We start from the raw sequence: 20,687 nt of genomic DNA, 5'->3' as shown, positions 1-20,687 counted from the left end.
ATCGGTTTCTGAACATGCCCAAGATCAACGGAAATGAAATTCGCCCCGGTAACGTGCTGGAGCACAACGGAGGTCTTTGGGCCGCCGTCAAGGTCGACCACGTGAAACCCGGTAAAGGTGGCGCATTTGCACAGGTCGAAATGAAGAACCTGCGCAACGGCTCCAAACTGAACGAGCGTTTCCGGTCTGCCGACAAGGTAGAGCGCGTGCGTCTGGAGCAGAAAGACCAGCAGTTCCTCTATGAAGATGACGGTATGCTGATCTTCATGGACACCGAAACTTATGAGCAAAATCAAATCTCTGCGGAGTTGCTCGGTGAGCGTCGCCCGTTCCTGCAGGACGGTATGACCATCGTTGTGGAGTTCTATGAAGCAGAGGCGCTGAACGCGACACTGCCACAGAAAGTGACCTGCAAAATTGTCGAGACTGAGCCGGTTGTGAAGGGCCAGACAGCGGCAAACTCCTTCAAGCCAGCGGTGCTGGACAATGGTGTGCGCGTGATGGTTCCACCGTTTGTGGGGCAGGACGAAGACATCGTCGTGAACACCGAAACCATGGAATATTCCGAGCGCGCATAAGCCGCGCACGGACCCTTTTCCCCGCGCAATCTGCCGGGGGCAAAACCCAAAAACCTCCGGCCAACAACCGGAGGTTTTTTTATGATCCGCATTTTGGCAATAGATGAGATCGGCATGATCCTGCCGCTTTCGGCGCAGGTGCAGGCGATTCACGCGGCCAAACACCCAGAACAGTACAGCGCGGAGGTGCCGGAGGCCGCAGCCAAGGCGTTTTTTGAGGAAAAGATTCGCGACGGCGCGCAGCTTTTTGTGGCCGAAGATGGCGCTGGTGCTGTCTGTGGGTTCTTACTTGCGGTGCCAAACCGCCGGGAAGGCAATCCGTTTGTGCATGCCAGCGCGCTCGTGGAGCTGGACCAGATCTGCGTGGATGAGCGTTGTCGCGGGCAGGGCATCGGCGCGGCGCTGATCGGCGCCATGGAGCGCTGGATGCGGGAAGAAGGCTATGGGGAATGGAGATCGGTCGTGCATGACTTCAACGCCCATTCCCAGAACCTGATGCGCGGGCAGGGGGCAAATGTGCTGGCGCTCCGGTTTCAGAAAACCCTCCCGCCCTAGGCGGCCTAGCCTTTGTAGGTGACGGTGGCCTCTCCGGCGGTCATGCCGTCTCCTGCGCGGTCAAAACGCAGATAGGCCAGCGCCTTGCCGCCGGACTGGCTGTAGAGTTTGCCGACTTCGCGCCCGTCGCGCAGGATCGGCGTGCCCACAGGGGCTTCGCCCGCAATCTCGACCAGTGCGAGGCCTTTGCGCAGCTCGGTTTTGTGCTTCATGCGGGCGGTGACTTCCTGACCGACATAGCAGCCCTTGCGGAAGTCCACGCCGTTAAGGCGCTCAAACCCCATCTCCAGAATGTAGCTGTCACCATCAAGCTCGATGCCGGTGCTTGGCACCTGATTGGCTACGGTGAGTGCGGTCCAGTCTACGGTGTCATCGGTTTGTGCCGCATCGCGATAGGCGCGCCAGCCAAGTTCCGTGTCACGCGGGTCGGGCGCGCCATCCTCTGGCGTGTCGCCAAGACCGCGATGCAGGTGCAGATCGGTCTCAGAAATCGCCACATCCGCGCGCAGTTTGTACATGCTGAGACGTTGGATCAGCGCAGGAGCCTGATCGGCGTCTGCATCCAGCAGAATGTCTGCGCCGTCGCGTTTCAGGAAGAAATCCGCGATGTATTTGCCCTGCGGCGTGAGCAGCGCGGCATAGAGCAGACCGTCGCTCAGATGGTCCAGATCGTTGGTCACAAGCCCTTGCAGGAAACTTTCGGTGTCAGCCCCGCTGAGGCGGAGGATCTTGCGGGCGGGCGTGGTCATGCGGTTCGTCCTGTTCTTGCGTACTCTTCTCATATAGAAGCGCTTCTGCCGTGCAACAGGGCAGGACAAAGAAATGCGCGCTCCACTCAGTGTGATCATCCCAACGCTTAACGCTGAAAAGGCGCTGCCTGCCTGTCTTGGCGCGCTCTATGCCGGTGTGTTCGCGGGGATTTTGCGCGAGTTGATTGTAGTTGATGGCGGCTCTGAGGATCAGACGCTGGCCATTGCCGATGAGGTCGGGGCGAAGATTATCCGCACCACACCCTCGCGCGGTGGGCAGTTGCGTCAGGGCGGGGAGCTGGCCACGGGCGAGTGGCTGCTGTTTGTCCATGCCGACACTGTGCTGTCTGAAAACTGGGTGGAAGCGGTGGAGGCCAGACTAGGCCAGCCTGACAAGGCTGGATGGTTCACGCTGGCCTTTGATACGCCCGGACCTGCGGGGCGGTTTGTGGCCGGATGGGCCAATCTGCGCAGTCGGGTGTTTGGTCTGCCTTATGGTGATCAGGCGCTGTTGATTTCGCGGCGGCTTTACGGGCAGCTTGGTGGCTATGACGATATTCCATTGATGGAAGACGTGGCCTTGGCGCGGCGCTTGGGGCGCAAGCGGTTGGTGCATCTTGATGCAGTCGCCACAACCAGCGCAGAGAAATACCGCAAGCAGGGATGGCTGCGCCGCGGGCGGCGCAACCTCTTGACGTTGCTGAGGTATTTTCTAGGCGCCAAACCGGAGACGCTGGCGGCGTCTTACCGGAAAGGCGGCTGATCAGCGCCGGAACGCGAGACGGTCAAACAGCCGCCCGACAAAGGTTTTCTGCTCCGCCGCGTGATCCTGACCGATGGATTTCACAGGCTTGAGCGCGCGCGCCTCAGCCGTCTCGCCGCTGGTTTTGAACTGCAACTCATGCAGCTCCGCATAGACCCCGCCACGGGCCAGAAGCTCGTCATGGGTGCCTTCATCGACCACGACGCCTTTGTCCATCACCACGATCTTGTCTGCCTCGCGCACGGTGGAAAGGCGGTGGGCGATCACGAGCGTGGTGCGGCCGGTGGAGAGCTTGTCGAGTGCGGCCTGAACAATGGTTTCAGAGCGCGTGTCGAGCGCGGAAGTGGCCTCATCCAGCAGGAGGATCGGCGTGTTGCGCAGAAGCGCGCGGGCAATCACCACCCGCTGGCGTTGTCCGCCAGAGAGGTTGGAGCCGCGCGGGCCAACCTGTGTGTTGAGCCCGTCAGCGAGCTTGGGCAGGAAGTCCGCCACATGAGCTGCTTTCAGCACCTCTTCCAGCCGGGCATCATCGACGTTTTGCTGATCCAGCACGATGTTTTCACGCAGCGTGTCATCAAACAGTACCGCTTCCTGAGAGACCACAGAGAACAGGCTGCGCAGATCCGCCAGCGTCATGGCGCGGTTGTCGACTGTGCCGATCAGGCTGTGGCCGTTCTGAGGGTCCACAAGGCGTGTCAGCACGTTAAAGAGCGTGGATTTGCCCGCGCCCGATGCGCCGACAATGGCGGTGGTCTTGCCCGCCTCGGCCACAAAGCTGGTGCCGTTGAGCACTTTCACATCGCCATAGGAGAGATGCACATCTTTGAGTTCGATGGCGGGGACGCCTGTCGGAGCCGCAACTGGTGTGGTGGGCGACTGGATGGTGGGCTCCGTTTCGACCAGCTCCTTGAGCCGTTCAATGGCGGCAGCCGCCACTTGCCAGCGTCCGGACAGGCCTGCGAGGCGGCGCAGTGGTTCAAACATCATGCCAAGGGCGGTGAAGAAAGCCATGAACTGTCCCACGGTCTTTTCGCCAGCCACAATCTCCCCGCCGCCGTAAAGCAGCACGCAGAAAAAGCCGATGCCTGCGGTGATGTCGATCATCCCGGCAATGGAGGAGGTGCCAAACGTGGAACGGACCTCGGCGCGCACGAGCTGTTTGGTCCAGGCTTTGAATTTGCCGCTCTGATAGCGTTCCAGCAGGTTCAGCTTGACCGGCACGATGCCGTGGAAAATCTCATCCAGCAACGTTGCGATTTTGGCCCCATGATCGCGCGCTTCACGGGCACGGCGGCGAACAAATCGCTGGGCGGCCAGAGAGGGCATCACCAGAAGTGGCGTGCCAACGCAGGCCACCAATGTCCAGCGCCAGTCCACGTTTACGGCCACAGCCACAAGCGCGATCATCGACATAAAATCACGGCCAGCCCCCATGATGAAGCTCGACCAAACGCCGTTTATGGCGCTCACGTCCGCCTGAACCCGTTGGATCAGGTAGCCCGGTGGGTGGGTCTGATGAAAGGCGTTGTCCTGAATCATCATACGCCCCAGCAGATCGCCACGCAGATCCGCGGCTGAGCGTTGTGTGGCCGCAGTCATCATCGTTTTATGCGCCACGCTTGTGACGCCGCGCAGAAAGAAGATGAAGGCAAAAATAAGCCCGACGCTCCAGAGGGCATCGGCGTTTTCACCGGCAAAGGCGTTGTCAAACATCGGCTCCATCATCCAGGCCATGACACCCAGAGAGGTGCCTTCGATGGCCATCAGGAAAGCGGAGGCAAACAAGAGCCACTTGTGCTTCTTCAGGTATTTGCGCCAGAGCCAGGAAAGCAAATAGCCGTTGTCTTTTGGCGGTTGGCCGTCGGTGTTGGTCACGTGTGTCGCCCTTATCGGCAGTGATCTGTCTGTCTTGACCTTTACAGGGCGGCGCGACCTGAAACCAGTGGGAATGCGGATGGCGTTTCTTTGGGCGTATCACCAAATGCGAAGGGCTGTCGCACAAACTGTTATGGTGCGGGAATTGACGCGGCAGGACTTCAAGATACTGTTTGCGCTGAATCTATTCGGAGACTCCCATGCAACTCTCACAAGGACAGACCTACCTCGCGATTCCCGGACCATCGGTGATGCCGGAGGCTGTTTTGCGGGCCATGCACCGAACGGCCCCCAATATCTATGAGGGGGAGCTGATCGACCTGACAGCGGGTGTATTGCGCGATCTGAAGAAAGTGGCGCGCACGGAACATCACGCGGCTATTTATATCGGCAACGGCCATGCGGTCTGGGAGGCGTCGCTGGCCAATGTTGTGGAACCGGGTGACAAGGTGCTGGTGCCTGCGGCAGGGACTTTTGGCCATGGCTGGGGGGAAATGGCGGTTGGTCTTGGGGCGGAGGCTGAGGTGATCGACTTTGGCCGCCAGTCCCCGATTGATCCGGCCCGTGTGGCCGAAGCGCTGGCCGCTGACGTCACTCACGAGATCAAGGCGGTGCTTGTCACCCATGTGGACACATCCACATCGCTGAAATGCGACGTGCCTGCGCTGCGCAAAGCGATGGACGCGACCGGGCATCCAGCGCTTTTGATGGTGGATTGCATTGCCTCTTTGGGCTGTGACCGTTTTGAGATGGACGCCTGGGGCGTGGATGTGATGGTGGCGGGGTCCCAAAAGGGGCTGATGGTGCCTCCGGGCATGGGCTTTGTGTTCTTCAACGAAAAGGCGGCGGCGCGCCGTGCGGAACTGAAGCGTGTGAGCCGCTATTGGGATTGGGCCCCTCGGGTCAATCCTGACGTTTACTACCAGCATTTCTGCGGCACCGCGCCGACACATCATCTTTATGGTCTGCGGGTGGCGCTGGATATGCTGATGGACGAAGGCATGGAGCATGTCTGGCAGCGCCATGAAACTTTGGCACGTGCGATCTGGGCGGCGAGTGAGGCCTGGGGGACAGGTGGCCCGCTGGCGCTGAATGTCGCGCAGGCGCAGGATCGCAGCACCGCCGTGACCTCTCTGCAGATTGGCGCGGAGCACGGCACGCGCCTGCGCCGTTGGTGTCAGGACAACGCCGGTCTGACGCTTGGCATCGGGCTTGGCATGGCCACCGAGGAGGATCCGCAAAGCGACGGCTTTTTCCGGTTTGGCCATATGGGGCATGTGAATGCCCAAATGATCATGGGGCTGTTGGCCACGGTGCAGGCGGGCATGATGGCGCTGGATATTCCCCACGGGCCGGGGGCTGTGGAGGCAGCGGCCAAGGTGATCGCTGAGGCCTGAAGCTTACGATCTGGGCGCGTGCCGGTCTTTGCGGCGCGCGAGCCGATCAATGCCGGCGTTCAAAATCACGGCCAGCACCATAACTGCGGGCATTCCCCAAAGAACAAAGATCAGAACAAAGACCCACATGAGGTTCACAAACCCCATGACCAGCGCGGCGTTGGTGTAGTTCGGTGCAGACTGTACCGGACCTGACATTGTGCTTTCTCCTACAGACAGACTACCCCGAGTTTGACAGCGCCATAGGAAAATATTCGTGAACAGGGCGGGCTAGGCGGAAAGTGCCGACAGGGTCTCGCCAAGGGCGGCGTCAAACAGGGCCAGATCCTCGGCAGGGGCGCAGCTGACGCGGATACAGCGGTTTTGTGGCGCCACAAACGGCATACGCACAAAGATGCCGCGCGCCACGAGGCCTTCAAGAACCGATTTGGCAAAGGCGCCGTCCCGGCCGCAGTCTATGGTGACAAAGTTGGTTGCTGAGGGCAGCGCCTTCAGGCCATGCGCGGCAGCGATGCGGGTGATTTCAGCCCGCGCGACCGCAACCTTGTCACAGGTGGATTGCAGCCAGTCGTTGTCTTCAAGTGCGGCCAGCGCCCCGGCCTGTGCGGCGCGGTTCATGCCAAAGTGATTGCGGATCTTTTCAAAGGCGCGGATCAGATCCTTGGCCCCCATGGCATAGCCCACACGGGCACCGGCCATGCCGTAGCCTTTGGAGAAAGTGCGCATACGGATCACGCGTGGATCTTCGATTTCCACCGGGGCGGCGGTGCCCTCCGGCGCGAGCTCCACATAGGCTTCATCCAGCAGAAGCAGGCAGCCCTCAGGGATATTGTCAAACTGTGCGGCGATGTCAGTGCCTTTGAACCAGCTGCCCATCGGATTGTCGGGATTGGCGAAGTAGACAAGCTTTGCGTCCACTTCCGCCGCCTTGGCCAGCAGCGCAGGCAGGTCTTCCGCGTCGTCTTTGTAAGGCACCGCGTGCAACACACCGCCAAAGCCTGCCACGTGGAAGTTGAAGGTGGGATAAGCTCCAAGCGATGTGACCACCGTGTCACCCGGCTCAATCAGCAGACGGACGAGATAGCCAAGCAACCCGTCGATGCCTTCGCCTACCACAATGTTGTCGGCGCTGACGTTGTGATGGGCGGCCAGCGCGTGGCGCAGCTCAAAACTTTCCGGATCGCCATACATCCAGATGCCATCTGTTGCCTGTGCCATGGCGGCAATGGCTTTGGGAGAAGGGCCAAAGATGTTTTCATTGGCACCCATGCGGGCGGCAAACGCGTGGCCCAAGGCGCGCTCCTGCGCTTCGGGGCCGACAAAAGGAACGGTGGCGGGCAGGCCTTGGGCCAATTTGGTATAGCGAGGTCCGGTCATGGCGCGGAAGGTGCCGCATATGCTTATGCGGGACAAGTGGAATTGCCCTCACGTCAGGGTGGATTTTTGCCGGAGCGCGTCGGAGTGTGTGGCAAGTATTGCCTTTGGGAGGAGAGCAGCATGGGCCGCGTTTCTGTAGAGATTGAGAACCACATTGCCCGCGTGACCTTGACGCGTGGAGATAAAATGAATGCGCTGGATCCGGAGATGCTGGAGGCCATTGCCGCTGCGGGCGACAGCTTGATGGACAATGAAGATGTCCGCGTGGTGGTGCTCTCAGGCGAAGGAAAAGCCTTCTGCGCGGGGCTTGATGTGATGTCCTTTGGGGCGATGGCAGGCAAGGATCCAGAAGAGCTTTTGATGCCGCGCCGCTTTGGAAACAGCAATCTGTTTCAGCAAGCGGCCATGGTCTGGCGCAAGCTGCCAGTGCCGGTGATCTGTGCGCTGCAGGGCGTGGCTTATGGCGGCGGGCTGCAGATTGCGCTGGGCGCGGATGTGCGCTTTGCCGCGCCGGGCACGAAGATGTCTGTGATGGAGATGAAATGGGGCATCGTGCCGGATATGGGCGGCATGGTGCTTCTGCCGCAGCTCACCCGCTCCGATGTGATCCGCAAGCTGACCTACACGGCGACCCCGTTTGAAGCGGCGCAGGCCGCGGACTGGGGGCTGGTGACCGAGGTGGTGGATGATCCGCTGGCCGCAGCGCTGGCGCTCGCTGAGGAGATCGCAGGCAAGAGCCCCTCGGCCATTCGCGCAGCCAAAGCGCTGATCGGGTTTGCGGAAACCCACGCGGCGGATGAGGATGCTGTGCTGCTGGAGGAAAGCCGCGTGCAGACCACGCTGATGGGCAAGCCGCATCAGATGGAGGTGATTGCCGCCAACCTGCAGAAACGGGCACCGGTGTTTAAGTAAGCGCGGGAGGTACGGCTGGTTTTGCGCGCAAGCTTTGCAGCAGAGTCAGCCGGTATAGTGATCAGGGGCAATGATCACATGGGGGCCAGCCCCCATACCCCCGGGATATTTGACGAATGAGAAGGCCCAAGGGCTACTTCAGAAACTTGCGGTAGGCATCGCGTTCGATGTTATAGGCCAGTTCCAGCTCGGAGATTTTTGCCATCAGGCGCTTTTTCTCCGCAGGATTCGCGGCTTGTTGCCAGTCCTGTTTGGCCGCCTCAAGCGCCTCTTTGAGTTTGAATTCCCGGGGCAGGACGCCTGCGCGCGCCATGATGGAATGGCCAACAGAGGTGGCGGCATCTTCACCGTCATGACGTTTGGGGAGCGGTTTGCCTTCGCCCTCAAGACCGTTCAGCTGGCCCTGTGCCTGAGCCTTTTTGATCTGACGTTCGATGAGGTTTGAAAAGCTGCGGATCATGCCCAGACAATAGGCATGATCCGGCTGATTTTAAAGTGCTTCAGTCCAGCTCTGCGAGCTTGGCCAGAGCCCCTTTGATCTTGGCTTCCTCGGCCTCACGCGCGGCGAGGTTTTCACGGGCTTCTTCCACCACCTCATCCGGCGCGGAGGCGACGAATTTGGGGTTGTTCAGACGCCCGCGCAGACCGCCAAGTTCCTTGGCAAGCTTGCCAAGACCCTTCTCAAGGCGCGCTTTTTCCGCATCGATGTCGATGATGTCTGCCAACGGCAGACCAAAAGTCGCGCCATCGACCGCCACGGTTGCGGTGCCTTTCGGGAACGCGGCCACTTCCTCAAGTGACACCACACGGGCGATCTTGAAGATCAGCGCCTGGTTGGCGGCAAAGGCGGCGCGGTTTTCCTCGGTGATCTCGCTCACAACCACATCGATTTTTGCACCCGCGTTCACGCCCATCTGGGCCCGGACGGAGCGGATGTTGTCGATGACCGAAATCACCCAGTTCATCTCGCGATCCGCTTTGGTGTCGACATAATCTGCCGCCGTGTAGGTCGGCCAGTCGGCGTGTACGAGCATTTTGGCGCGATCCCCAAGGTTGCCCCAGAGCTCTTCGGTGATGAAAGGCATGATCGGGTGCAGTAGGATCAGACACTGGTCGATGACCCAGCGCATGGTGGCTTTGGTTTCGGCCACCGCTGCGGCGTCCTCTGAGGAGAAGAGCGGCTTGGAGAACTCCAAATACCAGTCACAGACCTTGCCCCAGACAAAGGCGTAAAGCGCGCTGGCGGCATCGTTGAAGCGGAAGCTTTCCAGCGCCGCGTCGACCTCTTCACGCACCTTTGCGGTTTCGCCGACAATCCAGAGGTTTGCGGTCTGGCTGAGGGTTTCGCCGCTCCAGGCGGTCACACCGTCTTCAAACACGCCGTTCATCTCGGCAAAGCGCGCGGCGTTCCAGAGCTTGGTGCCGAAGTTGCGGTAGCCTGCGATGCGCTGCATGTCGAGTTTCAGCACGCCGCCCAGAGCCGCCATGGCGGCCGAGGAGAAGCGCAGCGCGTCGGCGCCGTATTCGTCGATGATCTCCAGCGGGTCCATCACGTTGCCGGTGGATTTGGACATTTTCTTGCCCTTGGCGTCGCGCACAAGGCCATGCAGGTAGACGGTGTCAAACGGGATCTGATCCACAACAGCAAGCTGCATCATCATCATGCGCGCGACCCAGAAGAACAGGATGTCCTGACCGGTGACCAGCGTGGAGGTCGGGAAGTATTTTGCCAGCTCGTCGGTTTGCTCAGGCCAGCCCAGAGTGCCGATGGGCCAGAGGCCGGAGGAGAACCATGTGTCGAGCACGTCTGGATCGCGCCAGACCGGGAAGACCAGCTTCAGCGGATCCTGATCCACCACATATTGCGCGAGGCTTTCGGCCAGCATGTGGATGGCTTCGTATTTGTCCGCGACCTCCACCACTTTGGCATTGTTCAGCGGTGCCGGAATGTTGGCATTGTCGTCCAGGAACTGCGCGGCGACATCGTCAAAGTTTGCGGCGCAGTGCATCACATTGCCCCTGTGCAGCATGCCGCCTTCGCCAAGCAAACGGCCCATTTCAACAAGATCGAGCGCGCCATTGGTCTCGTCGTCTTTGAAGTCCTCTGCGGACAGATCAAGACCGTACCAAACCGGGATCTGGTGGCCCCACCACAGTTGGCGGGAGATGCACCAAGGCTCGATGTTTTCCAGCCAGTGATAATAGGTTTTCTCACCGGACTCCGGCAGAATTTTTACGGTGCCGTCGCGCACCGCGTCCAGCGCCGGGCCGACCACTTTCTCTGCATCCACAAACCACTGGTCGGTCAGCATGGGCTCGATCACCACTTTGGAGCGGTCCCCAAAAGGCTGCATGATCGGCTTGTTCTCGACCATCGGCACATCGCGGGTGGCCTCATGGCCGTCCTCATCGACGTAGGTCTCTGTGAAGGTCACGGCGAGGCCTTCTGATGTGATCTGCTCGACCACCAGCTTGCGTGCCTCAAAGCGATCCAGCCCGCGCAGCTCGTCTGGCACGAGGTTGACCGCGTCCGCTTGGTTTTCCGTCAGGGTTTGTTCGCCTTTGGCCACAGCCATCGCAAGGGTGGCGGCAGAGGCATAGTCTTCGCCATCCGCGCGCATTGCGCCTTTGGTGTCCATCAGGCGGTACATCGGGATGCCACCGCGCTTGGCGACCTGATAGTCGTTGAAATCATGCGCGCCGGTGATTTTCACCGCACCGGAACCGAAGTCTTTGTCCGGGTATTCATCGGTGATGATCGGGATCAGGCGGCGGTGCTCTTTCGGTCCAACCGGGATCTCGCAGAGCTGGCCAATGATCGGCGCATAGCGCTCATCAGACGGGTGCACGGCCACAGCGCCGTCGCCCAGCATGGTTTCAGGCCGTGTGGTGGCGATGGAGATGTAGTCGCGCTCTTCTTCCAGCATGACGTTGCCGTCCTCGTCCTTCTCGACGTAGGTGTAGGTGGCGCCATTTGCGAGCGGGTATTTGAAGTGCCACATGTGGCCTGCGACTTCGATGTTTTCCACTTCGAGATCGGAAATCGCGGTTTCAAAATGCGGGTCCCAGTTCACGAGGCGCTTGCCGCGATAGATCAGGCCCTTGTTGTACATCTCAACAAAGACTTTCAGCACCGCATCGTGGAAGTTGCCGCCCGCCACATCCGCAGGCGCACCGGGCGCGCCGGACATGGTGAAGGCTTCGCGGTCCCAGTCACAGGACGCGCCAAGGCGCTTGAGCTGGTTCACAATGGTGCCGCCGCTTTCGCCTTTCCAGTCCCAGACCTTCTCAAGGAATTTTTCACGGCCCAGCTCGCGGCGGGAGGGTTGCTGGGTTTCGGCCAGCTTGCGCTCCACAACCATCTGGGTGGCGATGCCCGCGTGGTCGGTGCCCGGCTGCCAGAGCGTGTCAAAGCCCTGCATGCGCTTCCAGCGGATCAGGATGTCCTGCAACGTGTTGTTGAAGGCGTGGCCCATGTGCAGCACGCCCGTGACATTGGGCGGCGGGATCATGATGCAGTAGGTGGAGGCCCCGGGCTTTGCATTGGCGCCTGCGGTGAAGCAGCCTGCTTTTTCCCATGCGTCATAGAGCCGGCCTTCGGCTTCGGCTGCGTTGAAGGTCTTTTCCATCGCCATTGGTCTGATCCCTTTTGTCGGTCGGGCCGTTTATCAATCGGACCTGTCTCTAGCGAAAGCGCAGGCAAAGGGGAAGCGTGAAGCGGGGAGAATTGCTTAAAGCGTGGTGATCGGGTGCATCTGCACCGCAAAGGACGGGTTTGCGGGGTGTTTTGTGCGGGATGGCGGAAGAGCGCCCCCGCCCCATTGCTGTGCCAGAGGGCATGGGGCGGGCGCGCTCTTCTTACAGGTCAAAAATGCCCAATGCGCTGCCCTAAGCGTCCGCGCGCTCGGCAGCGATGGCGGCATCGGTCAGCGGCACGCGCTCGCCGGGGCGGATCACCTCGGGGTCATAGGCGGGGCGGTCAAAGACCTCGCGCACCATCGGGGCAAAGAACGACAGCGGCAGCGTGTCATACTCCGGATCAAAGCTGGCCTGATCCCAGCGTTCGCAGAACACTTCGTTGTCCTCAAAATAGGGATGGCCGCGGTGGCGCTCGCGTTTGTTCTGGTCGTAGCCATCAAGGTGCTGGCCGTAGTAGACCATCTGGAAATCGCCATGGGTCTCCACCACCCATTTGCACTGCTCCCGGACAAAGGGTTTGAGGATCGTGGCGGCGTATTCGTCGTGATTGTAGGGCGCGTAGATGTCGCCGATGTCATGCAGCAGAGCGGCAACAACCCAGTCCGTATCCGCGCCGTCGCGCCAGGCGCGGGTGGCGGATTGCAGGGAATGGCCAAGGCGCGTGATCTGATAGCCTGACAGGCTTTCATCAAGCTCCACCAGCGCCTTCATCAGCCGGTCGGCAGTGTGTTTGGTGTGGTCAATTTCCAGCGCGTTGAGGAATTCATATTCCTCTTTGGTGCCGTCCTTCATCTGGGTGAAGGCCACTTTGTCCATTTTGGGTTCCTGCTTGGGTTCTTGTGTCATCCGTAGAGCCTTTTGGTGTCTTTGCTGCCTTTCATGAGGGCGGCGGCTTGGGCGGTTCTGATTTCTTCGTAAAGGCGCACGGCCTCTGGCGCAAAAGCGGTCGGGGGCGGTGCAACATGGATGAAGTTGCCGATGCGGTCCACGCCGCGCACCAGCATGGCGTAGTCTTTGTCGGCCACCTGTTGAGCGGCAGCGGCAGGTCGGCGGTGAGCCAGTCCCGCTCGATGGTTTCGAGCTCTGCGCGCCAACCGGCGGCCTCGGCGGCGGGCATGACATCCAGCGGGAAGAGGTAGCCGTCTTCCCAATATTGGCTCTGTTGGTGCTGGCTGAGGGTGTCTTGGGGCATGGGGCCTCCCGTGGCTGCTTGCCAAAACGATACGCAGAGGGGGCAAAATCGCAGCATGATGGTTGTGGACGGGGAGGCTAAGTTTTTCTTATGCTCGATCCATGCAGAAACGGGTGCCATCACTGAACTGGCTGCGGGTGTTTGAGGCAGCAGCCCGGGCGGAGAGCTTTGCGCGGGCGGCGGAGCAGCTCAATATGTCGGCGGCGGCGGTGAGCCAGCAGGTGCGCAGCCTTGAGGAAAAACTCGGCGCGCCGCTGTTTGAGCGCCATGCCCATTCAGTGCAGCTCACAGAGGCGGGTCGAGCCTATCTGCCGCCGGTGCAGCAGGCGCTGATGACGCTGGAGGAGGCCACAGAAGGCATTTTTGGCCAGAGCCGGGAACAAGGGCTTTACCTGCAGTGTGTTCTGATCTTTGCCCATGGCATTCTGGCACGGGGGGTGAAGGACTTTGAGGCGCAGCATCCCGGTGTCTCGGTCATGCTGAGCACCGGCAATTCCGCGCGAGATCTGCAGAGCGGGTTCAGCGATCTGAAAATCATCTTCGGCAATCCGCATGCTTACGGGGCCGAAAGTGACCGGATCATGGGGGAATGGCTGTTCCCGGTGGCCCTGCCGGAGATCGCCGCGCAGATTTCACAGCCCGGCGATTTGCTGCAATGGCCGTTGATTGAGGTGGGCACCCATCGCTCCGGTTGGCGGCAGGTGCTGGAGGAGGCGCGGGTACGGCCGGACGCTGGGCGCATGGTGTTTGCCGACAGCACGATTATGGCCATGTCGATGGCGCGTGAAGGGCGCGGGATCGCCTTGGCGCGCGCCCCGGCGAGCGATGGCGAGATGCGCGGCGCGGGCTTGCAGCCCTGTCTGGAGGGCTTTTGTGTGCGTGGCTCACAAGCCTATCACCTGATCTATGAGGATCTGCGTGGATTGCGCAAACCGGCGCGTCAGTTTCGCGACTGGCTGCTGGATTGGGTGGCCACGCAGGGCTGGGACTGAGCCGTCTTGCCCGACGCGCAGATTGCCTCACAATATGGTGACGGTCGCAACGTCGTCGTGCGTAACATGGGCTGGACACGGGCGGGCGGGGCGATACAGTCACCTCTGGAGCCACGCGCAGGGAGCAGCCAGCCATGGAAAAGTTCGGGAAGAGTCAGCCGGTCAAACGGGTCGAGGACACACGGTTTTTGACAGGCCAGGGTCAGTATGTTGAGGACATCGCGCCGGAGGGGGCCTTGCACGCTTATTTCCTGCGCTCCCCTGTGGCGCATGGGGATATCACGGAACTGGATGTGGCGGATGCGCGAGAGGCGGAAGGCGTGGCCTGTGTGCTCACCCAAGCCGATCTGGTGGCCGCTGGGCTCGACGCCACTCTGCCCGGCACACAGGTCAAAAACCGCGATGGCAGCATGGGCGCAAAACCGGAGCGCCCTTTGCTCGCAAATGGGCGTGTGCGCTATGTTGGTGAGCCGGTGGCGGTGATTGTGGCGGAAACGCTGGATCAGGCGCGTGACGCGGCCGAGATGATCCTGTTTGATTATGAAGACCGCCCGGCACATATCGCGCTGGCGCGTGGCGGAGAACAACTGCATGAGGAAGCCTCAGACAACCTCGCCTTTGACTGGGGGCTTGGCGATGAGGCCGCAACCGAGGCAGCCTTTGCGAAGGCGGCGCATGTGGTCAGCCTGGAGGTGGGCGACAACCGCATCATCGTGAACTCCATGGAGCCGCGCGGCGCCTATGCGGAATGGGATGGCGATAAGGTGCATGTGGCCAACAATGGTCAGGGCGTCTGGGGGCCAAAAAACGAAGTGGCGCGCGCGCTGAAAATCGATACGGCCAATGTGCGGGTCACCAACCCCGACACCGGCGGCGGGTTTGGCATGAAAGGCATGATCTATCAGGAGCCTCTGGTGATTGCCCATGCGGCGCGCGTGGTTGGCAAGCCTGTGCGCTGGATGGCGGAGCGCACAGAGGCGATGCTGTCTGACAATGCCGGGCGCGATCTGACCTCGCTGGTGGAAATGGCGTTTGATGAAAACCTCAAAGCCACTGCCTATCGCGTGAAAACCACCGCCAATATGGGGGCGTATAACTCGCAGTTTGCCCAAGCGATCCAGACCACATTGTTCAGCCGTGTTCTCATGGGCGTATATGATGTGCAGACCACCTGGCTGCAGGTGGACGGAATCTACACCAACACCACACCTGTGGATGCCTATCGCGGCGCTGGGCGACCGGAAGCGATTTATGCGCTGGAGCGGCTGATGGACCGCGCCGCACGGGAGCTGGGCGTGAGCGGCTGGGAGCTGCGGCGGCGCAATTTCATCCCGAATGCGGCGTTTCCTTACAAAAGCGCCACGGATGAAACCTATGATGTGGGCGATTTTGACCGCGTGCTGAGCCGGATGGAAGTCTTTGGAGATGTGGAAGGTTTTGCCGCGCGCAAGGCGGCCAGCGCGGCTGCGGGCAAGTTGCGCGGCGCGGGGCTGTGTTACTATATTGAAAGTATCCTTGGCGATCCCAGCGAAAGCGCGCGGGTGGAGTTCAATGAGGATGGCACGGTCTCGATCTATGTGGGCACGCAGTCCAATGGACAGGGCCATGAGACAGTTTACGCCCAGTTCCTCAGCGACCAGACCGGCATCCCGACCGCGCTCATTGAGGTGGTGCAGGGCGACAGCGACCGGATCAAACAGGGCGGCGGCACCGGCGGCTCGCGCTCTGTGACGGTGCAAAATACTGCGACACTGGCGACCGTGGAAACCATGATTAAAGCATTTACCCCGTATCTTGCAGAGAAGATGGGTGTGGATGCCGAGGACGTGACATTTGATGATGAGCAATTCCGCGCAGAAGGCTCTAATCTACATCCGACCTTCCTTGAGGCGGCAGAGATGGCGCGCGCGGATGGGCGCACTGATCTGATGGTGCATGAAGAACGCACAACGCTGCCCGCGCGCAGCTTCCCCAACGGGGCGCATCTGGCGGAGGTCGAGGTCGACCCGGAAACGGGTCAGGTGACTTTGGAGCGCTATACTGTGGTGGATGACTTTGGCAATCTGATCAATCCGATGCTCGCGGAAGGGCAGGTCCACGGTGGCGTGGCTCAGGGCATTGGTCAGGCGCTGATGGAGCATGTGGTCTATGATGAGGAAGGTCAGCTATTGACCGCCACCTTCATGGATTACGCGATGCCGCGCGCCAGCGATGTGCCGATGATTGGCTTTACCACGGAGGCCGTGCCTTCGACCGCCAATATCATGGGTATGAAAGGCTGTGGCGAAGCTGGCACGGTTGGGGCCATGGCCGCAGCGGCCAATGCGGTTCAGGATGCGCTCTGGGAGCGCGGCGTGCGTCAGGCAGATATGCCGTTTACGCCGCACCGCGTCTGGCAAATGTTGAATGAGGCACAAGATACGGCTGCATGAACGCATAACCTCTTGGCTGGCCGGTAAATTTGCGGCCCGCCACTCGCCCACGGCCCCGCGTCGCGGCCCCGTCACCCATGTGATTATTCTGGATGGCACCATGTCCTCTCTGATGGATGGAGAGGAGACCAACGCCGGGCGCACCTACCGCCTGTTGCAGGAGCTGGGCGCTGGCGTGTCGCTTTACTATGAGGCGGGGGTGCAGTGGCACAGCTGGCGGCAGACGCTGGATGTGATGATGGGGCGCGGGATCAACCGCCAAATCCGTCGCGCCTATGGCTATCTCGCCAGCCGCTACCGCCCCGGCGACCGGATCTTCCTGATGGGCTATTCACGGGGTGCGTTTGCGGTGCGCTCGCTTGCGGGTGTGATTGACCGGGTCGGGCTGCTGAAAGCAAGCTGCGCCACAGAGCGCAATATCCGCACCGCTTATCGTCATTATGAGCTGACGCCTGACAGCGCCGCCGCCGCCGATTTTGCGCAGGCCCATTGCCATGAGAGCGTCGACATCGAGATGATCGGTGTATGGGACACGGTCAAGGCGCTGGGCGCGCGGGTGCCGCTGCTGTGGCGGTTCACCGAACGGCGTCATGCCTTTCACAACCACCATCTGTCACCAATCGTGCGCCACGGCTTTCAGGCGTTGGCGTTGGATGAAACCCGCGAGGTGTTTGAGCCGGAAATGTGGATGTGCCCCACCCGCTGGGATGCGCGGATCGAGCAGGTCTGGTTTCGCGGCTCCCATGGTGACATTGGCGGCCAGCTCGGGGCGTTTGAGGAGGCGCGCCCGCTGGCCAATATCCCGCTGGTCTGGATGCTGGAGCGGCTGGAGATGTGTGATTTGAAGCTACCGGACGGCTGGCGGGATCGCTTTATCATGGACCCGCATGCGCCCTCCGTTGGCACCTGGCGGCACTGGGGCAAGTTTTTCCTGTTTCGGGCGCGGCGTCTGGTCAGCGCGGATCGCTCAGAAAGCATTCACCCAACGGCGCAGCCCTTCGTGAATGCAGGTGACACCAAGGCGCGTCTGCCAGAGCAGCAAGGTACGCTTGCGGCGCAGGATTAAGCCCCGCGTCATCGCATTGGTCAGCCGCGCCAGTCCACAAATTCGTCAAGCGCGGCCCGCTCGGTGCGGAAGGTGTTGATCGCGGCGGCATCATCGGGAAAGCCAAAGGAGATCGCGGCCAGCATGTTGTAGTCTTCAGCGATGTCAAAATGGCGGCGCACCACATCGGAAAAGAGCGATAAGGCCGCCTGTGGCACGGTGCCAATGCCCTGTGCTTTGGCCGAGAGGCAAAAGGCGGTGATGAAACCGCCGCAATCCAGCACACCATAGGGGCCAAGCTCCTTGGGGCAGGAGATCACCGCCACGTGGGGCGCGCCAAACAGAGTGTAGTTCTCCCGCATCTGCTGGGCGCGGGCATCACGGTCTCCACGTCCGATGCCAACCGCCTCATAGAGCTGCATGCCGCAGGTGCGGCGGCGTTTCTGATGCGCGCCGGTGTAGGTTTCCGGGAAAGGGTAGTCCGGCGCAGGCGCGCCGCTGTCAAAGGCTTGGGCCATGGTGGCACGAAACGCATCGGTTTCAGCACCTGAGGTCACGGTGACCTTCCAGGGCTGCGCGTTACACCAGCTGGGCGCGCGGCCTGCATCCAAAAGAATTTGCGAAATGGTGTCCTGCGGCACCGGATCAGGCCGAAAGGCGCGGCAGGAATGGCGGGCGTGCAGCAACGCCTGTAATGCGGCGTGGGGGCTCATCACTTGTCTCTCAAAACTTACTGGTTTTGGGCGATGATATAGCCAAAGGCCGCGGCTGCAAGGGCTGCGCACGCAACGGCAAAGGCGATTTTCCAAGTTGAGTAGGGGCGTTCGCCCTGAACGCGACCGGTTTGGCCGTTGACCACAAACCGATAGGACTTACCGCGGTATTTGTAAGCCGCCAGCCAAACCGGCAGCAGGATGTGTTTGAAGCTCACATCGCTGACAGCGGTTTGTACATTGTGGATGCGCTGGCGGTCCCCACCGATGTCAAAAGCCACATCGCGCCGGATCACACGATCCATATGGGCGCGGGCCTCCTCATAGCCTTCGGTGAGTTCGACCGTGTAGCCTTCGGCTTGAAATCCCGCGAGAAATTCCGGGCTGTAGGGCTCCAGCGCAGAGAGATCCCAGGGCTGCAGCGCATCGGTGTATTTTTTGGGCAGCGCTTTTGAAGCCAGCACCAGAATGTCGTCAAACCAGCGCGCCACATGGCCGGAGGCAGGCCGCCAGCGGATTTTCTGCACCCGGCGCTGCTCCGCCTTGCCGTCACGCATCACGGTTTCGGTGACGTAGTAAACTGTGCCGCGCTCGCCGCGATAGCTGGATTTCGTGTCCGCATCATAGGTCCAGTAAGGCACATAGATGCCGTCCATCTTACGCCCTTTGTGGGCGTAATCCTGCAGGCCGTTGGGGGCAAACCAGAGACCGCCCAGCCAGTCGTTCATGGCGTCATGGGCCGCAGGCTCGGCGAGTTGAAACGGCAGCACCGCGCGCGGTTTGATCTGCCGGTGGGTGCCGGTATCCACCACCACAGGTGTCGCGCAAAAGGCGCATTCCGTGGCGTGTGTGTCCCCGTCAAAAACCACATGGGCCGCGCAATTGGGGCAGGTGGTGGCGCGGGTTTCCATAACTTCCGCCGCCGGAAGCTGCTCTGCCAGAGCGGCGCGAAAATCCAGCTCGGTGATGGCAGCGGCACGGTCGCCCTGTTCGGTGGCTTCCTCATGGCCGCAATGATCGCAGATCAACTTGCCCTGCGCGGGCGCAAACCTGTAGTCCGCCCCGCACTGTGGACAGGGGAAGCGGGTGGTCTCTTGGGGGGCGGGCGGCGGTGTGGCGGTCATCTGAAAGGTCGGTGCTGTCTGGGTTGGAGCGCGTGTGTGGCAGAGAAAGTGCTGCGCCCGGCTGCGGTATCAAGAACGTGTGCGCAGCCGGGTACAGGAGATTTTCAGTTCAGCTTCCCGGTGGCGGGGGCGGAAGAATGGTGAAGAGCTGGGCCAGTTCTGCCACGTCTTCAGCGTGTTTCCAGCCGTCCTGACCGGCGGTCCAGACATGGGTCTGGCGGGTGATCTCACCAGCGGTGGCCATCCGGCCCAGCGCGGCCTTGGAGAACGGGCCTCTGGTCTGCCCGTCTTCGGCAACGTGCCAGACATGTTCCACCGGTGGCGGCGGGGGAGGGGCCGCATGGGCCGCTTGCGGAGCAGGCGCTGCCTGCGCGGCAGGGCGCGCGCCCCATGGTCCGGGCTGATGGGCGGCGAGGGGCTGCGCGGTTTGTGCCGCCATCTGTTGCGCCATCCCCATGCCCATCCCCATGCCAAGGCCTGCACCCATGCCGGAGTTTGGCGTCTGCGCGGCGGCGATCATCGCCTCTGCGGCGGAAAACTGGGTGTATTTGCCCAGATCGCCGACAATGCCCATGGAGGTGCGCTTGTCCATCGCGGCCTCCACAGCGGCGGGCAGCGAGATGTTTTCGATATAAAGCTCGGGGATGGCGAGGCCGTATTCGGCAATGGTGCCGGAGATTTCCGCCGCCACCAGCTTGCCCAGATCGGCGGTGTTGGCGGCCATGTCCAGCACCGGAATGCCAGAGGCTGCGATCACGCGGGAGAATTCCTGCACGATGATGTTGCGGATCTGGAAGCTGATCTCATCCATGGTGAATTCGCCGTCGGTGCCCACAATCTCGGTGAGGAACCGCGCCGGATCGACCACACGGATTGCATAGGTGCCATAGGCGCGCAGGCGCACCGGACCGAATTCCGGATCACGCACCATGATCGGGTTCTTGGTGCCCCACTTCAGATTGGCAAAGCGGGTGGTGTTGACGTAGTAGATCTCGGATTTGAACGGGCTTTTGAAGCCGTGATCCCAGTGCTGCAGCGTGGTCATCACCGGCATGTTGTTGGTTTCAAGCATGTAAAGCCCCGGCGTGAACACATCCGCCAACTGGCCCTCATGCACAAACACCGCAGATTGTCCCTCGCGCACGGTGAGTTTGGCGCCGTATTTGATCTCATGGCCCTCGCGTTCAAAGCGCCAGACCAGCGTGTCGCGGGTGTCATCCACCCAATGGACGACGTCGATAAATTCGCCGGTGAGAAAATCAAAAATTCCCATTTTTTAGTCCT

19 protein-coding genes are annotated in these 20,687 nt (G+C 61.0%); 8 read left to right on the top strand and 11 right to left on the bottom strand.

From position 1 onward, the window contains the following. Nucleotides 1-14 precede the first annotated feature (14 nt). Nucleotides 15-578 (top strand): elongation factor P, encoded by a 564-nt coding sequence (gene efp, locus J7400_RS16805; protein ID WP_209065234.1) that lies wholly within the window; start codon nucleotides 15-17, stop codon nucleotides 576-578. Between the two features lie 81 nt (nucleotides 579-659). After that, nucleotides 660-1,133, top strand: a complete 474-nt coding sequence (locus tag J7400_RS16800; protein WP_209065233.1) for a GNAT family N-acetyltransferase — start codon at nucleotides 660-662, stop codon at nucleotides 1,131-1,133. Nucleotides 1,134-1,138: 5 nt separating this feature from the next. Here J7400_RS16800 and J7400_RS16795 read toward each other — a convergent pair whose 3' ends face one another. Then, nucleotides 1,139-1,882 carry a folate-binding protein YgfZ gene (locus tag J7400_RS16795; protein WP_209065232.1) on the bottom strand — a complete coding sequence of 248 codons (744 nt, stop codon included), beginning with the start codon at nucleotides 1,880-1,882 and terminating at the stop codon, nucleotides 1,139-1,141. 73 nt (nucleotides 1,883-1,955) lie between these two features. Here J7400_RS16795 and J7400_RS16790 point away from each other — a divergent pair, with 73 nt between their 5' ends. Further along, nucleotides 1,956-2,645 (top strand): TIGR04283 family arsenosugar biosynthesis glycosyltransferase, encoded by a 690-nt coding sequence (locus J7400_RS16790; protein ID WP_209065231.1) that lies wholly within the window; start codon nucleotides 1,956-1,958, stop codon nucleotides 2,643-2,645. On the opposite strand, the gene J7400_RS16785 is transcribed toward J7400_RS16790, so the two are convergent. Then, a complete protein-coding gene (locus J7400_RS16785; RefSeq protein WP_348540188.1) occupies nucleotides 2,646-4,520 on the bottom strand; it encodes an ABC transporter ATP-binding protein in 1,875 nt (624 codons plus the stop codon). It abuts the gene before it with no gap. Nucleotides 4,521-4,720: 200 nt separating this feature from the next. Here J7400_RS16785 and J7400_RS16780 point away from each other — a divergent pair, with 200 nt between their 5' ends. Continuing rightward, a complete protein-coding gene (locus J7400_RS16780) occupies nucleotides 4,721-5,917 on the top strand; it encodes an aminotransferase class V-fold PLP-dependent enzyme (protein ID WP_209065230.1) in 1,197 nt (398 codons plus the stop codon). Between the two features lie 3 nt (nucleotides 5,918-5,920). Here J7400_RS16780 and J7400_RS16775 read toward each other — a convergent pair whose 3' ends face one another. Next, on the bottom strand, nucleotides 5,921-6,115 hold the full coding sequence (locus J7400_RS16775; protein ID WP_209065229.1) for a hypothetical protein: 195 nt from the start codon (nucleotides 6,113-6,115) through the stop codon (nucleotides 5,921-5,923). Between the two features lie 72 nt (nucleotides 6,116-6,187). After that, entirely contained in the window at nucleotides 6,188-7,294 is a 1,107-nt protein-coding gene (locus J7400_RS16770) for a pyridoxal phosphate-dependent aminotransferase (protein ID WP_209065267.1), read from the bottom strand. Nucleotides 7,295-7,414: 120 nt separating this feature from the next. Between J7400_RS16770 and J7400_RS16765 the strand changes: the two genes are divergently transcribed. Next, entirely contained in the window at nucleotides 7,415-8,206 is a 792-nt protein-coding gene (locus tag J7400_RS16765; RefSeq protein WP_209065228.1) for a crotonase/enoyl-CoA hydratase family protein, read from the top strand. A 133-nt stretch (nucleotides 8,207-8,339) separates the two neighbouring features. On the opposite strand, the gene J7400_RS16760 is transcribed toward J7400_RS16765, so the two are convergent. From J7400_RS16760 to J7400_RS16745, 4 genes are all read right to left on the bottom strand, one after another. Continuing rightward, nucleotides 8,340-8,666 carry a DUF1992 domain-containing protein gene (locus J7400_RS16760; protein ID WP_209065227.1) on the bottom strand — a complete coding sequence of 109 codons (327 nt, stop codon included), beginning with the start codon at nucleotides 8,664-8,666 and terminating at the stop codon, nucleotides 8,340-8,342. Nucleotides 8,667-8,706: 40 nt separating this feature from the next. Then, entirely contained in the window at nucleotides 8,707-11,841 is a 3,135-nt protein-coding gene (locus J7400_RS16755; protein ID WP_209065226.1) for a valine--tRNA ligase, read from the bottom strand. A gap of 253 nt (nucleotides 11,842-12,094) precedes the next feature. Further along, the gene (locus J7400_RS16750; protein ID WP_209065266.1) at nucleotides 12,095-12,721 is read right to left on the bottom strand and encodes an HD domain-containing protein; all 627 of its coding nucleotides are present in this window, start codon (nucleotides 12,719-12,721) and stop codon (nucleotides 12,095-12,097) included. Between the two features lie 26 nt (nucleotides 12,722-12,747). Further along, entirely contained in the window at nucleotides 12,748-12,930 is a 183-nt protein-coding gene (locus J7400_RS16745) for a hypothetical protein (protein WP_209065225.1), read from the bottom strand. A 268-nt stretch (nucleotides 12,931-13,198) separates the two neighbouring features. On the opposite strand from J7400_RS16745, the gene J7400_RS16740 reads away from it, so the two are divergent. The 3 genes from J7400_RS16740 (at nucleotide 13,199) to J7400_RS16730 (ending at nucleotide 17,587) form a co-directional block, all read left to right on the top strand. Next, nucleotides 13,199-14,089 carry a LysR family transcriptional regulator gene (locus tag J7400_RS16740; protein WP_209065224.1) on the top strand — a complete coding sequence of 297 codons (891 nt, stop codon included), beginning with the start codon at nucleotides 13,199-13,201 and terminating at the stop codon, nucleotides 14,087-14,089. A 134-nt stretch (nucleotides 14,090-14,223) separates the two neighbouring features. Next, nucleotides 14,224-16,521, top strand: coding sequence for a xanthine dehydrogenase family protein molybdopterin-binding subunit (locus J7400_RS16735; RefSeq protein WP_209065223.1), 2,298 nt, complete (start codon nucleotides 14,224-14,226; stop codon nucleotides 16,519-16,521). Beyond that, complete coding sequence (locus J7400_RS16730; protein WP_209065222.1) at nucleotides 16,496-17,587, top strand: DUF2235 domain-containing protein; 1,092 nt, start codon at nucleotides 16,496-16,498, stop codon at nucleotides 17,585-17,587. The genes J7400_RS16735 and J7400_RS16730 overlap by 26 nt, the downstream gene beginning before the upstream one ends. Before the next feature lie 20 nt (nucleotides 17,588-17,607). Here J7400_RS16730 and J7400_RS16725 read toward each other — a convergent pair whose 3' ends face one another. The 3 genes from J7400_RS16725 to J7400_RS16715 all read right to left on the bottom strand — a co-directional run bounded on the left by J7400_RS16725 (nucleotide 17,608) and on the right by J7400_RS16715 (nucleotide 20,676). Then, the gene (locus J7400_RS16725) at nucleotides 17,608-18,279 is read right to left on the bottom strand and encodes a nitroreductase (protein WP_209065221.1); all 672 of its coding nucleotides are present in this window, start codon (nucleotides 18,277-18,279) and stop codon (nucleotides 17,608-17,610) included. Nucleotides 18,280-18,296: 17 nt separating this feature from the next. Beyond that, nucleotides 18,297-19,403 (bottom strand): TFIIB-type zinc finger domain-containing protein, encoded by a 1,107-nt coding sequence (locus J7400_RS16720; RefSeq protein WP_209065220.1) that lies wholly within the window; start codon nucleotides 19,401-19,403, stop codon nucleotides 18,297-18,299. A gap of 109 nt (nucleotides 19,404-19,512) precedes the next feature. Beyond that, nucleotides 19,513-20,676, bottom strand: coding sequence for an SPFH domain-containing protein (locus tag J7400_RS16715; protein WP_209065219.1), 1,164 nt, complete (start codon nucleotides 20,674-20,676; stop codon nucleotides 19,513-19,515). Between the last annotated feature and the right edge of the window lie 11 nt (nucleotides 20,677-20,687).

Origin of the sequence: Shimia sp. R9_2 (assembly GCF_017743735.1) — a bacterium.
Taxonomy (GTDB): Bacteria; Pseudomonadota; Alphaproteobacteria; order Rhodobacterales; family Rhodobacteraceae; genus Shimia.
The sequence above is the reverse complement of the archived record's forward strand: the minus strand, read 5'-3'. Positions and strand labels throughout refer to the sequence as shown.

Excerpts from the sequence above, each read along its gene's own strand:
- efp (WP_209065234.1), top strand. The coding sequence starts at position 15 with ATGCCCAAGATCAACGGAAATGAAATTCGCCCCGGTAACGTGCTGGAG.
- J7400_RS16800 (WP_209065233.1), top strand. The coding sequence starts at position 660 with ATGATCCGCATTTTGGCAATAGATGAGATCGGCATGATCCTGCCGCTT.
- J7400_RS16795 (WP_209065232.1), bottom strand. The coding sequence starts at position 1,882 with ATGACCACGCCCGCCCGCAAGATCCTCCGCCTCAGCGGGGCTGACACC.
- J7400_RS16790 (WP_209065231.1), top strand. The coding sequence starts at position 1,956 with ATGCGCGCTCCACTCAGTGTGATCATCCCAACGCTTAACGCTGAAAAG.
- J7400_RS16780 (WP_209065230.1), top strand. The coding sequence starts at position 4,721 with ATGCAACTCTCACAAGGACAGACCTACCTCGCGATTCCCGGACCATCG.
- J7400_RS16775 (WP_209065229.1), bottom strand. The coding sequence starts at position 6,115 with ATGTCAGGTCCGGTACAGTCTGCACCGAACTACACCAACGCCGCGCTG.
- J7400_RS16770 (WP_209065267.1), bottom strand. The coding sequence starts at position 7,294 with ATGACCGGACCTCGCTATACCAAATTGGCCCAAGGCCTGCCCGCCACC.
- J7400_RS16765 (WP_209065228.1), top strand. The coding sequence starts at position 7,415 with ATGGGCCGCGTTTCTGTAGAGATTGAGAACCACATTGCCCGCGTGACC.
- J7400_RS16760 (WP_209065227.1), bottom strand. The coding sequence starts at position 8,666 with ATGATCCGCAGCTTTTCAAACCTCATCGAACGTCAGATCAAAAAGGCT.
- J7400_RS16755 (WP_209065226.1), bottom strand. The coding sequence starts at position 11,841 with ATGGCGATGGAAAAGACCTTCAACGCAGCCGAAGCCGAAGGCCGGCTC.
- J7400_RS16750 (WP_209065266.1), bottom strand. The coding sequence starts at position 12,721 with ATGGACAAAGTGGCCTTCACCCAGATGAAGGACGGCACCAAAGAGGAA.
- J7400_RS16740 (WP_209065224.1), top strand. The coding sequence starts at position 13,199 with ATGCAGAAACGGGTGCCATCACTGAACTGGCTGCGGGTGTTTGAGGCA.
- J7400_RS16735 (WP_209065223.1), top strand. The coding sequence starts at position 14,224 with ATGGAAAAGTTCGGGAAGAGTCAGCCGGTCAAACGGGTCGAGGACACA.
- J7400_RS16730 (WP_209065222.1), top strand. The coding sequence starts at position 16,496 with ATGAGGCACAAGATACGGCTGCATGAACGCATAACCTCTTGGCTGGCC.
- J7400_RS16725 (WP_209065221.1), bottom strand. The coding sequence starts at position 18,279 with ATGAGCCCCCACGCCGCATTACAGGCGTTGCTGCACGCCCGCCATTCC.
- J7400_RS16720 (WP_209065220.1), bottom strand. The coding sequence starts at position 19,403 with ATGACCGCCACACCGCCGCCCGCCCCCCAAGAGACCACCCGCTTCCCC.
- J7400_RS16715 (WP_209065219.1), bottom strand. The coding sequence starts at position 20,676 with ATGGGAATTTTTGATTTTCTCACCGGCGAATTTATCGACGTCGTCCAT.